Origin of the sequence: Vibrio sp. 10N.239.311.G01 (assembly GCF_041465805.1) — a bacterium.
Lineage (GTDB): Bacteria > Pseudomonadota > Gammaproteobacteria > Enterobacterales > Vibrionaceae > Vibrio > Vibrio crassostreae_C.
The window spans coordinates 140,449-153,457 of sequence record NZ_JBFSRM010000006.1 but is presented as its reverse complement, the minus strand read 5'-3'; the positions used below and the strand labels follow the sequence as shown (position 1 = coordinate 153,457).

At 46.0% G+C, this 13,009-nt stretch carries 9 protein-coding genes; 3 read left to right on the top strand and 6 right to left on the bottom strand.

What is annotated here, in order from left to right:
* The first annotated feature begins 3 nt into the window (after positions 1-3).
* Positions 4-492 (top strand): DUF2489 domain-containing protein, encoded by a 489-nt coding sequence (locus tag AB6D06_RS07055; RefSeq protein WP_017060164.1) that lies wholly within the window; start codon positions 4-6, stop codon positions 490-492.
* A gap of 284 nt (positions 493-776) precedes the next feature.
* Complete coding sequence (hemN, locus tag AB6D06_RS07050) at positions 777-2,168, top strand: oxygen-independent coproporphyrinogen III oxidase (RefSeq protein WP_017060165.1); 1,392 nt, start codon at positions 777-779, stop codon at positions 2,166-2,168.
* A 91-nt stretch (positions 2,169-2,259) separates the two neighbouring features.
* Here the strand turns inward: hemN and AB6D06_RS07045 are convergent, their stop codons facing one another.
* The 5 genes from AB6D06_RS07045 to glnA form a co-directional block, all read right to left on the bottom strand.
* The gene (locus AB6D06_RS07045) at positions 2,260-4,824 is read right to left on the bottom strand and encodes an EAL domain-containing protein (RefSeq protein WP_372110069.1); all 2,565 of its coding nucleotides are present in this window, start codon (positions 4,822-4,824) and stop codon (positions 2,260-2,262) included.
* Between the two features lie 107 nt (positions 4,825-4,931).
* Entirely contained in the window at positions 4,932-6,335 is a 1,404-nt protein-coding gene (glnG, locus tag AB6D06_RS07040) for a nitrogen regulation protein NR(I) (RefSeq protein WP_004735581.1), read from the bottom strand.
* Positions 6,336-6,457: 122 nt separating this feature from the next.
* Positions 6,458-7,534, bottom strand: a complete 1,077-nt coding sequence (gene glnL, locus AB6D06_RS07035; protein WP_019826501.1) for a nitrogen regulation protein NR(II) — start codon at positions 7,532-7,534, stop codon at positions 6,458-6,460.
* A 168-nt stretch (positions 7,535-7,702) separates the two neighbouring features.
* Positions 7,703-8,272 (bottom strand): DUF4124 domain-containing protein, encoded by a 570-nt coding sequence (locus tag AB6D06_RS07030; protein WP_137002243.1) that lies wholly within the window; start codon positions 8,270-8,272, stop codon positions 7,703-7,705.
* Positions 8,273-8,486: 214 nt separating this feature from the next.
* Positions 8,487-9,896 (bottom strand): glutamate--ammonia ligase, encoded by a 1,410-nt coding sequence (gene glnA / locus AB6D06_RS07025; protein ID WP_017059221.1) that lies wholly within the window; start codon positions 9,894-9,896, stop codon positions 8,487-8,489.
* Between the two features lie 562 nt (positions 9,897-10,458).
* Here glnA and typA point away from each other — a divergent pair.
* Positions 10,459-12,294 carry a translational GTPase TypA gene (gene typA, locus AB6D06_RS07020; protein ID WP_017059220.1) on the top strand — a complete coding sequence of 612 codons (1,836 nt, stop codon included), beginning with the start codon at positions 10,459-10,461 and terminating at the stop codon, positions 12,292-12,294.
* A gap of 162 nt (positions 12,295-12,456) precedes the next feature.
* On the opposite strand, the gene AB6D06_RS07015 is transcribed toward typA, so the two are convergent.
* Positions 12,457-12,987 (bottom strand): AAA family ATPase, encoded by a 531-nt coding sequence (locus tag AB6D06_RS07015; protein ID WP_372110068.1) that lies wholly within the window; start codon positions 12,985-12,987, stop codon positions 12,457-12,459.
* Positions 12,988-13,009 lie beyond the last annotated feature (22 nt).

The following is a 13,009-nucleotide window of genomic DNA, read 5'->3' as shown; positions in this document are numbered from 1 at the left end:
CCAGTGAACGTAACCTTATTAGCAATTGCTGGTGGAATTATCATTCTCGGCTTGGGCTCTTACGCAGGTTACCTTCTACTTCAAGTGAAGAAGCAGACGGAGTTGCAAAAGCAGCATCAAGCACTAGCCATTGAAAAACGCAACGCGACGATTTACGAAAACGTAAATACTTTGTGCTTAGCGGGCATTCAAGGGCAATGTGACTTACCTGAGATCAGTATCCGAGTGTGTATCATTATGGATAATGTTCAGGGTGATGAGCGTGTCGATTTTGATTCTGAGTATCCTGCTCTTTCTGAGCTGTACCATATCGTAAAAGATATGGCTCGCGGAGAGGCAAGACAGGAACTGACGAAGAAAGAGCGCATGCAGCAGAATCTCACGCGCCATAAGGCAGAGACTCGCTTGAATGATGCGGTCATTGAAGATCTGAAAAGGTTGCAAGAGAAGGTTAAACCTCTCAACAACCAAATCAACATTCAGATGATCTAGTCGCTAAGACTATTTAAAATAGAGGCTTGTTTAATACAGGGTGTTCTTGAGACACCTTATCTTTATAGATAGTGTTAAATGAGCCTTCTTACCTTTTGCGTCTCGTTAATCCCGACGCTTTGTTAGTGATCAAGCTAGCAGTTCTGAGTTTTTGTCTAAAAAATTGATTTTGTCTTGGAACGACCTTACAGGTCGTGTGGCAAAATAACCCGTCTATATTTTAATGTATGTAAAATGATTTGAGAGACCTTAGGTTCTCGCGGATCTAAATTGGAAATACCGCTATGTCGAGCAAGCCAGTAACAACGAATCAGCAAATCGTTTGGGATCAAGAGATCTTAAACAAGTACAACTATTCGGGACCTCGTTACACCTCATACCCAACTGCGTTGGAGTTTCATGAAGCGTTTACCGTCGCTGATTACGACATGGCGTGTACTCAATATCCTGAGCGTCCACTCTCTCTTTACGTGCATATCCCGTTCTGCCACAAGCTTTGTTACTACTGTGGTTGTAATAAAGTCATTACTCGTCACTCGCATAAAGCGGATGAGTACCTTGATGTGATTGAACATGAAATCCGCCAACGCGCCTCTTTATTGAATGGCCGTGAAGTGACGCAATTGCACTTCGGTGGTGGTACGCCAACGTTCTTGACCAAAACACAAATCACTCGTTTGATGAGTATTTTGCGTGAAGAGTTTAACTTCACCGCTGACGCTGAAATCAGTATTGAAGTTGACCCGCGTGAGATTGAGCTAGACGTACTTGACCACCTGCGTAACGAAGGCTTCAACCGCCTGAGCATTGGCGTGCAAGACTTCAATAAAGAAGTGCAGAAACTGGTTAACCGTGAGCAAGATGAAGAGTTCATCATTGCGATGGTTAAACGAGCGAAAGAGCTAGGCTTCCGTTCAACTAACCTGGATTTGATCTACGGCCTACCAAAGCAGACTCAAGCTTTGTTCGCTGAAACATTGAAGCAAGTGTTAGAAATGAAGCCGGGCCGTTTATCGGTATTTAACTACGCACACATGCCTCAGCTGTTTGCGGCGCAGCGTAAGATTAAAGACGAAGATCTACCTGAAGCGAAAGAGAAAATGGCTATCTTGCAAGATACCATCGAGACGCTAACGGGAGCGGGTTACCAGTTCATTGGTATGGATCACTTCGCACTACCTGAAGATGAGCTAGCCGTAGCACAGCGTGAAGGTATTCTGCATCGTAACTTCCAAGGCTACACCACCCAAGGTGAAGCTGACTTAATTGGTTTCGGTGTTTCTGCGATTTCTATGGTTGGTGATGCTTACGCACAAAATCAGAAAGAGCTGAAGAAGTACTACGCTCAGGTGAATGACCTGCGTCATGCACTTTGGAAAGGTGTGGTATTAGACAGTGATGACCTAGTGCGTCGTGAGGTCATTAAACAGCTTATCTGTAACTTTAAGCTTGATAAAACCATGATCGAGTCTGAGTTTTCTGTAGACTTTAATGGTTACTTCAAAGAAGACTTAGGGCTACTGCAAACCTTCATCAATGATGAGTTGGTTGAAGTGGATGACAAAGAAATCCGCGTGACTTTGCGTGGCCGTTTGCTGATCCGTAACATCTGTATGTGTTTTGATAAATACTTACGTGCAAAGGCTCGCCAGCAGCAATTCTCTCGCGTTATCTAATCGCTCGATAGAGAATAGAACAATAAAAAATGCCAGCATCATGCTGGCATTTTTGTATCTGTGTCTTGCTAACGGAAGACTTTCTACCTGACTAGGTGACACCCTTTTTGGTGCTTTGTTTGGTGTTAGTCAGGTCGGTTGGCCACTGATCAAACGGAACTGGACGACTGTATAAGAACCCTTGAGCCAGTGGGCATTTTAGTTGCTTGAGGAGTTCTGCCTGTTGCTGTGTTTCAACGCCTTCTGCCACTAAGCTCACTTTGAAACCTTTGGTGATGTTAACGATGGCCGCGACGATCGAGCTGTCTAGGTTCTCTTTTTCGAGCTTGCTGACGAAGCTGCGATCGATCTTCAGGCAATCAAATGGCAGTTTGTGTAAATAAGCCAGTGACGAATAGCCGGTACCAAAGTCATCAATTGCAATCGAGATGCCTAATGCTTTTAGCGTCAGCATGTTATCGATGATGGCTGGGTCATTGTCGACGATGCGTGACTCAGTGATCTCAAGTGTTAGGTTGCTTGCTGGTAGCTTGGTGTCACGTAGCGTGCCTTTTACTTGTTCAACAAAGCCACTTTCACTCAGTTGATCGACCGACAGGTTGACGTGAATAGAGAAGTCCTTGCTCCATTTTCCTGACTCAATCGCGATGGCAGTATCTCGACACGACTTATGTAGAATTTGCTTGCCGATATCGTAAATCAGCCCGCTCTCTTCAGCGAGAGGAATGAATTCAAGTGGTGAAATTACGCCTTCATCGGCTATCCAGCGTGCTAGAGCTTCAGCCCCAATGGTCGAGCCAGATTCCAGATCAATAATAGGTTGATAAAACGGTTCGAACTGTTGAAGTTCAATCGCTCGGTTCATCCGCGCCAGCATCTTAGTGCGATGTCTTGATGCTTTACCCATCTCAGGGCTGTAAATGCTGACACTAGCTTTGTCTTGTTTTGCGTTGCTCAAAGCAATGCTACTACTACGCAGCAATAGCGCAATGTCGTGGACGTTAGATACACCGACGACGCCCATCGATACCTTAATAACGACACTTTCTGATTCCATTGAAAATGGGGAAGCAAAGGTTTGAAGCAGGCGATTCGTCAGTAGTTGAGCTTCCTCGCTTTGGATGACGTTCGGGGCGTAAATGGCGAATTCATCACCGCCAGTGCGAGCTAATAGGTACTCGGATGGCAGTGTGCCTCTTAAACGAGCGGCCGCAATGATAAGTAGCTGGTCGCCATTGTAATGACCTAGGCTGTCATTGATGTCTCGGAAGCGATCAATACCAATCAAATACAGTGTGCCTTTTTCGTTGTCGGGGTGTTTCTTGGCAGCGTCAATAAAGCCTTCACGGCTGTATAGCTTGGTTAATGAGTCATAGGTAAGTTGAGACTGTAATGCATGAAACGAAGCCTTTAAGTTGTTGGTCATTTCATTGAATGACTCGACCAACATGCTGGTTTCATATATATGCCCTGTTTTTGGCATGCTCGCGTCCCAATCGCCCTTAGCAAGGCGTTTTGCCGCATCCGCTGTCGAGGTGATGGGTTGGGTTGCGCGATTAAAGGCAATTAATCCTGCAATGACCCCAATGCAGCTCAGTGCTAGCCCAAGCAACCAACTGTTTCTTTGATTTTCTGGCAATTCACCGAGCAGATTGCTTTCAGGGATCGACACCCCAATAAACCACGTGAGCCCGTGCTCATCTTCATAAGGGGTGATCTGGTTGAAGTATCGTTCGTTGTCTAGGCGAAAGCTAAAGCGCTGCACGCCCAAATTATCGATTAGGTGAAATTGGTCTACGTAGCTAGCACTTTCACGTATTACCGGGTTAGCACTCTCTGATGCCAGTAAGCGTTGGCCCTTATTGGTTTTCCCTGTTCCCCAAGAGACCACGCTGCCTCCGCCCGAGTGAGCGACCAAGCGTTGCTGTTTATCAATGATATAAACAGAGGCATCCGTTTTATCTTTGAGTTCTTTGAGAAATGCATTGAAGGTATTGATCTTAATGTCGCTAACGACGACGGCTTTGAATTCGTTGTCATCATAGATAGGGGCGAGGGCAGATAAGGTGATCTCTTGGCGTTCATCTGCATTGGCATAAATTGGCGACCATACAGCCTTTTTTTGCGTCGCAACGGGTGTGTACCAAGGGCGGACTCTCGGGTCGTAACCTGAAATCACAGATCGAATGTCTTCGCTGATCTTGCTGCCACGGTAAATGACCAGCTGATCGTTAGTACGCTCGTCTTGTACCATCAAGGTATAGCCGTTGTTAGCTTCTTTACGAAAACCGACATAGTTACCATCTTCAGAACCAAAGCCGATCACATCGAGTTGAGGTATAGCAGTGAAATGGTCTGAAAACGTATAAAGAATGTAGTCTTGGACCTTGCTAAGATTTCCCGCTTGGTAAAGGTGGTGGTAGCCGATGTTATGGCTGAGCGAGAGGTTCGCGTGAAATGGCTTTTCTAAAAAGTTGGACAGGCTTTGATGAACATGGTCTGTAAGTGATGTTAGTTGGCGTGCACTAACATCACTCACCATCTCTTTGTAGCTTTGCTTTTGAGTGAAAACCATTACGCTCATAGTGAACAGAAAAATCATCACGAATGGCAGAACCACAGCAGTTCTCAAGGTAATTTGTGTTTTCAAAGACATCTTTAGCTACAACTTAGTGAATGGCATACCTTAATTGTACCGACACTATTCAAACCAAGCGACCCTTTTTTGGTTAAAAAAGTAGCTGCATCGAGAGTCATATCAGGTCAGTACAGTTCTTTTAGTTTACGAGTTAGAGTGTTTCTTCCCCAACCTAAAACCTTGGCTGCATCCTGTTTATGACCATTGGTATGGTTGAGTGCAGCCTCTAGCAGTATACGTTCAAACTCTGGCAGCGCATAAGTTAGCAGCTCTTTTTCTCCTGAATCAAGCGCACATTTTGCCCAATTAGCCAGCAGTTGTTGCCAGTTGTCTCCTGTCCCTGAGGTCGTCACCACTTTTTCTTCCAACAGTTCTGGAGGTAAGTCTGAAGGGAGTATTTCACTGCCGCTCGCCATGACTGTGAGCCAACGACAGATGTTCTCAAGCTGACGTACGTTACCCGGCCAATTTAGCTGATTGAGCTTCATGATGGTCTCTGAGTGCAGTGTCTTCACTTCTACACCAAGCTCTTCAGCGGCGGATGCTAGGAAGTGGTGAGTCAGCTTTTCAATGTCCTGTTTACGTTCGCGCAGTGCCGGAATATGGATTCGGATAACGTTCAGTCGATGGAAAAGGTCTTCACGGAAACCACCGTCATGCACCAAGCGCTCAAGATCTTGGTGGGTTGCTGCAACGATACGAACATCAACCTTAACCGCAGAATGTCCACCGACGCGATAAAATTGGCCATCAGAAAGCACGCGCAGTAGTCGAGTCTGAATATCGAGTGGCATATCGCCTATTTCATCAAGAAACAGAGTACCGCCGTTGGCTTGTTCGAATCGTCCTTGGCGAACACTGTTAGCGCCAGTAAAGGCGCCTTTCTCGTGGCCAAACAGCTCTGATTCGATCAAGTCTTTAGGGATTGCCGCCATGTTTAACGCAATGAAGGGCTTTTTAGCTCTTGGGCTGTGACGATGCAGCGCGTGCGCGACTAATTCTTTACCAGTCCCCGATTCACCATTAATAAGAACCGAAATGGATGAACGAGACAAACGGCCAATAGCTCGGAAAACTTCCTGCATTGCCGGTGCTTCACCGATGATTTCTGGTGCGTTGGTGTCTTCGGCTACTTCGCTGGCTTGTTCTCGTTTTTGCTCTTGGCTATGTGCGATGGCTCGCTCTACTAGAGTCAGTGTCTCATCAATATCAAACGGCTTAGGCAGATACTCAAAAGCCCCTTTTTGATAAGCGTTCACCGCTGCATCGAGGTCTGAGTGCGCGGTCATAATGATCACTGGCAGGTCGGGAGAGCGCTGGTGAACTTGGTGTAACAGCTCAATCCCGTCAATGCCAGGCATGCGAATGTCGGACACCAAAACGTCTGGTGTCTCGCGCTCAAGAGCAAGCAATACGCTCTCAGCATCAGCAAATGTTTCACACTTTATATCCGCAGATGACAGTGTTTTCTCTACGACCCAGCGTATAGAACTGTCGTCATCGACGACCCAAACGTATCCCTTACTCATAATTCAATTCCTTTGCAGCCAAATCTATTGTGATAATCATTGTTGTTTTTATGATGTCTTTAATTTTTGTGTTACCGAGTTAAGCCTTTCGTCTCGCTGTCGAATCGCGAGGTTCTGTTGACCTAAATGGGTAGGTAAATCGTGAATGTGGTGTTGCCTGGCCAGCTTTCAACATCAATTTTCCCATTGTGTTGATCGATCAGGTTTTGAGAAATCGATAGCCCCAGCCCTGTTCCACCTTCTCGTCCGCTGACCATTGGGTAAAACAGCGTGTCTTTTAAATCATCGGGGATGCCCGGACCGTTATCGCTGATCTCAATACGAGCTGCGAGTTTGTGTCGCTGCCCGTGAATATTTGCTTGATGCACCGTTCTGGTGCGAATGGTGATTTTGCCAGAATCTTGAGTCTTTAGAATCTGCGCTGCATTGCTCACGATATTGAGCATCGCTTGTTCAACCTGTGCCGAATCCATCAAGATGTCCGGTAGGCTCGGGTCGTAATCCCTTTCGATGGCGAGCGTTGAACCCGATTCGAGCTCTACGAGCTGCCTGACTTTCTCAAGTATCTGGTGAAGGTTCTCTTCTGATTTAGTCCCCGGCTTCTGTGGGCCAAGCAGACGGTCGACTAATGCTCTTAAGCGGTCGGCTTGCTCAATAATGATCTGCGTATATTCATTAAGAGACTGATCAGGAAGCATTTTCCCAAGTAACTGCGCCGCACCTCTTAAGCCACCGAGTGGATTTTTGATCTCATGTGCTAACCCGCGTACCAGCAACTTAGCCGCTTGTTGTTGTGCATGTTGGTTGAGCTCTTGGCTAAGGCGTCTTTGCTGGTCTATCTTGCGCATCTCAACCAATAACAGCGTCTCTCGCTGCCAAGATATTGGGCTAACCGTGACTTCAAGCATCAGTGGGCGGTTATCAACAACGAAGGTAACGTCACTGTCGGTAATGCTCTGGCCACTTTGTAGCGGTTGCGTCAGAAGCGCCAAATCAAGTGAAGCGTGTTGGATAAGTTGGCTCAGTGGATGATCAACGATGCGTCGTGCGCTCTGTGAAAAGAGCTGCTCAGCCGCCGGATTTGCGTATCGGACATACAATTGCTCATCGAGCATTAATGTCGAAGTCACCATATTGTCGAGAATGGCGCTGGAAAGATGGTGTGTATCTATGCTGTCGCTTTTGGCTGATCGATTCACTATTTCGTCCTTGAACTGGTGTTTTTCTCACTGCACCAAATTGGTGCGTGGCTAAGTTCAAGTATGGCGCATATCAACCAGAAGCTAAAGATAATTCATTAGAGTCGCTGAAAGCTGCTTCGATTAGGTGAAAAGTAGAGGTTATTTGGCCTCTTTTAACACATTGGCCTACTTGAGCGTCGCTCGATGTAAATACACGGTGACTGGACTAGTAGATGCAATAAGCTTGCCGCTTCTATGTGCTTGAATTGCAATGGTGTGAGTACCTCGATCGATACCTTTTAATTCCCAAATAGGCTGGGTCTGTGGGGCGCCATATCGACGGCCATCAAGCATCAATTGTAATTGCTCCCCAATACCAAGTTTTCGGTTGAGCTCTATCTGAATCGGGATTAAGCCGCGGTTGTTGCGAATGGTTTGATCATGAACTGGAGTCAGCATGGTGAGGGTTAATTGAGTGGGAACCTCGCGCTCTGTGGTTTCGGTTTCTGCCTGGGTTTTGGCTGGCGTTGCCGTTTTAGTTGTAGAGGAAGCAGCAGCGTCAACCGGAGTTGAGGCCTCAAATTTAGGGGCGGGTGCTGAAGCTTGCACATCTGGCAGGCGAAGAGCCTCGGCATCTTGAGCGCTAGGGTTATCACTAAAGTGGAGCACGCCATCTTCATCTATCCAGGTATACACCGTTTGAGCAGAGCACGAGAGCGCGACTGTTAACCCGATTAGGAACAGTATGTTTTTCATATCTTTAGCCTCTTTTCACCGCTAGGTGATTTCACGTTTGGCGTTGGTTTTATTGTATTTAGCGCGACAGCCTCTGAGGGCTTTTGTCTAAGGTATGGTACGAGGAAGCGGGGGGAGGGAGAATATAAAAAAGGCCCGCCTGCGAGGCGAGCCTAATATTTAGTCAGCGATTCTTACAAGGTTGCAGTAAGAAATGGCTTATCTCTACAGGAGATTAAACTGAGTAGTACAGTTCAAACTCAAGTGGGTGTGTAGCCATGTTCACGCGTTGTACGTCGTCAGATTTCAGAGTGATGTAAGAATCGATGAAATCGTCAGAGAATACGCCGCCAGCTGTTAGGAACTCACGGTCTTCGCTAAGCGCTGCTAGAGCTTCTTGTAGAGATTCTGCAACTGTTGGGATTTCAGCTGCTTCTTCTGCAGGAAGGTCGTATAGATCTTTATCCATAGCTTCGCCTGGGTGAATCTTGTTCTTGATGCCGTCAAGGCCAGCCATAAGCATTGCTGAGTAGCATAGGTATGGGTTAGCTGCTGGGTCACCAAAACGTAGCTCGATACGACGTGCTTTAGGGCTTGGTACTACTGGGATACGGATAGAAGCAGAACGGTTACGTGCTGAGTAAGCAAGCATTACAGGTGCTTCGAAACCAGGTACAAGACGCTTGTACGAGTTAGTTGATGGGTTAGCAAACGCGTTGATTGCACGAGCGTGCTTGATTACACCACCGATGTAGTAAAGAGCCATTTCAGATAGGCCGCCGTACTTATCACCAGCAAACAGGTTAACGCCGTCTTTTGCTAGAGATTGGTGAACGTGCATACCAGAACCGTTGTCACCAACTAGTGGCTTAGGCATGAATGTCGCTGTTTTACCAAATGCGTGAGCAACGTTGTGTACAACGTACTTGTAGATTTGAGTTTCATCAGCTTTCGCTGTTAGCGTGTTGAAGCGAGTAGCGATTTCGTTTTGACCCGCAGTTGCTACTTCATGGTGGTGAGCTTCAACAACTAGGCCCATCTCTTCCATTACTAGACACATTGCTGAACGGATGTCTTGAGATGAATCTACTGGAGCTACTGGGAAGTAACCGCCTTTAACGCCAGGACGGTGACCTTTGTTACCGCCTTCGAAGTCAGAACCTGTGTTCCAAGCTGCTTCTACGTCATCGATCTTGAAGAAAGAACCAGACATGTCGTTTGAGAACTTAACGTCGTCAAATAGGAAGAATTCTGGCTCTGGACCAACTAGAACTGTGTCTGCGATACCTGTAGAACGTAGGTACTCTTCAGAACGTTTAGCGATAGAGCGTGGGTCACGGTCGTAGCCTTGCATTGTTGCAGGCTCAAGGATGTCACAACGGATGTTTAGTGTTGCGTCTTCTGTGAATGGGTCCAGTACAGCAGATGCTGCGTCTGGCATCATTACCATGTCAGATTCGTTAATGCCTTTCCAACCAGCTACTGAAGAGCCGTCAAACATTTTGCCTTCTTCGAAGAAGTCTGCATCAACTTGGTGAGAAGGAATAGAGATATGCTGCTCTTTACCTTTTGTATCAGTAAAACGTAAGTCGATAAATTTAACTTCGTTCTCTTGGATCAGGGATAGTACATTTTCTACTGACATCTTGGATAACCTCCAGTGTTATTAATTCGGTATTAGCTCGATTCGGTTGAAACTAGCATTGATTAATGTCTATAAGTGCATTAATCGATGCTGATTTATCTATAGCCAAAAACGTGCCAAAAAAATTATTCCATTAATTTCAATGATTTACTTGTTTTTCGGTTTTGCTTAATTTGGTTTTTGCACCAAAATGATCTCCGGGCGCACCTTATTGGTGCAATTGTTTGTCTGTGCACCAATATGAGACATAAGCGAGCACCATTCAGCAATGAATTGCCTAAGTTGTCAATCCACTTTTGTTATTTTGCGGGAGATTTGGTTCGCCACTCGCAGGTGATACTTTTTTAGAGTCCTACGAATTGGGCTGTTCAACACTGTACTGAATCAAAGTTAAGCGGATATGAATCGCTAATAAAGAAAAAAGCCCCGGTTCAGATCACATATTTCTGGGTTTTTGTCTAGAATCTGGTATATTATTGACCGTTTTTTAAATCAAGCTAGCGGTTATTATCCAAACTTTTGAGATAAGTGACGGCTACTTTTATGAGTGAATCGAGAATCCATGTCTACTCCACAGATTGATAAGTTAAGAAATATCGCGATCATCGCGCACGTTGACCACGGTAAAACGACTTTGGTTGATAAACTGCTACAACAGTCAGGCACTCTTGAGTCTCGTGGTGAAGCTGAAGAGCGTGTCATGGATTCGAATGACATCGAAAAAGAGCGTGGCATTACCATTCTTGCTAAGAACACAGCAATCAACTGGAATGATTACCGCATCAACATCGTAGATACTCCGGGACACGCGGACTTCGGTGGTGAAGTTGAGCGTATCATGTCTATGGTTGACTCTGTTCTGCTTATCGTTGACGCAGTTGATGGCCCAATGCCTCAAACTCGTTTCGTAACGCAAAAAGCATTCGCACACGGTCTTAAGCCAATCGTTGTAATCAACAAGATTGACCGCCCAGGCGCTCGTCCTGATTGGGTTATGGATCAAGTATTCGACCTTTTCGACAACCTAGGTGCTACTGATGAGCAACTAGACTTCACAGTTGTTTACGCTTCAGCTCTGAACGGTTGGGCAACAATGACTGAAGGCGAAACTGGCGAGAACATGGAACCATTGTTCCAAGCTGTTGTTGATACAGTAGACGCGCCTGCAGTTGACCTTGACGGTCCACTACAAATGCAAATTTCGCAACTTGATTACAGCTCTTACGTAGGTGTTATCGGTGTTGCTCGTGTTACTCGTGGTTCTGTTAAACCAAACCAACAAGTAACTATCGTAAATGCAGAAGGCAAAAAACGTAACGGTAAAGTAGGTACAGTTCTTGGTTACCTAGGTCTTGACCGTCACGAAGTTGAGCAAGCTAACGCTGGCGACATCATTGCAATCACTGGTCTTGGTGAGCTGAAAATTTCAGACACTATCTGTGACGTAAACAATGTTGAAGCAATGACTCCGCTTTCTGTTGATGAACCAACAGTAACAATGACGTTCCAAGTAAACACTTCTCCGTTCGCGGGTAAAGAAGGTAAGTTCGTTACTTCACGTAACATCCTTGAGCGTCTAGAGAAAGAACTAGTACACAACGTTGCACTACGTGTTGAAGAAACTGATAACCCAGATCGTTTCCGTGTTTCAGGTCGTGGTGAACTTCACCTATCTATCCTGATCGAAAACATGCGTCGTGAAGGTTTCGAGCTAGCTGTATCTCGTCCAGAAGTTATCATCAAGAAAGACGAAGATGGCAACCTAACTGAACCGTTTGAAACTGTGACTATCGACGTGCTTGAAGAGCACCAAGGTGGCATCATGGAAAACATCGGTCTACGTAAAGGTGAGCTAACTGATATGTCTCCAGATGGCAAAGGCCGTGTTCGCATGGACTTCATGATGCCTTCTCGTGGTCTTATCGGTTTCCAAACTGAGTTCCTAACTCTAACGTCTGGTTCTGGTCTTCTTTACCACTCATTTGATCACTACGGTCCTCACAAAGGCGGCGTAATCGGTCAACGTAACAACGGTGTTCTAATCTCGAACGCAACTGGTAAAGCTCTGACTTACGCACTATTCAACCTACAAGAACGTGGTCGTCTATTTGCTGAGCACGCGGATGAAGTATACGAAGGTCAAATCATCGGTATTCACAACCGTTCAAACGACCTAACAGTAAACTGTCTGAAAGGTAAGCAGCTAACGAACGTTCGTGCATCTGGTACTGATGAAGCACAGGTTCTTTCGCCACCTATCCGTCACACTCTAGAGCAAGCTCTTGAGTTCATCGACGAAGACGAACTAGTAGAAGTAACGCCAGTAAGCATTCGTATCCGTAAGAAGCTTCTTACTGAAAACGAACGTAAGCGTGCAGCACGTCCAGCTAAGGCTTAATTGCCAGCTGACTAGCTTCTAGCTAACAAGCAATACGTTTTAGAATAAGTAAGAAAGCCCCGAGTAGCCTAGCTGCTCGGGGCTTTTGTTTTTTAGTTTGTTTAGATACGGTTAAACGAGATTTCGTCATCCTCAAGAGGGAGGAACTACCGAGTTGGGGATCTAGCTTTTGATACCTAAGTAACGCTCAACGAATTGAAGCCGTTCTTCGACTGGCATAAACGGCACTTCAACCACCTCATAACCAAGTTCTTGGTAGACTCTTTCTAACGCGTGGTGAATCTCTAACGCCTCCTCAAACGGATAAGGTCTCACATCATCTTGTACATAAATTGAAGCCTCAGGGCGACAGAACAACACTTGGGGGTGATAACCTTGGCTCGCTTCTCGGTAGGCCGCATCTATCTCTAGGTTAGCCTGAGCCAAATAGCCACAAATGTCTGGAATAGCGCGATCGAGAAAGGCAACAGGATGCTGACTGGCTTGGTCTTTGTGTTCGCTCATGACGGTTAAACATAGGCGAGCAAAGCCTGGAAGGTCTAACCAAGGTAAGATACCGTTCTCAAGTTGACTCTGCTGTTCGATTAACTGGCGAGAGGACTCAGCGAATATCGGGTAACCCATGTCACCCAAGGCATTAATTAGTGTGGTTTTACCAGCCCCTGGGCCGCCAGTTATAATGATTGGGTTCATACGGGCTTATCTTTATTTGTGC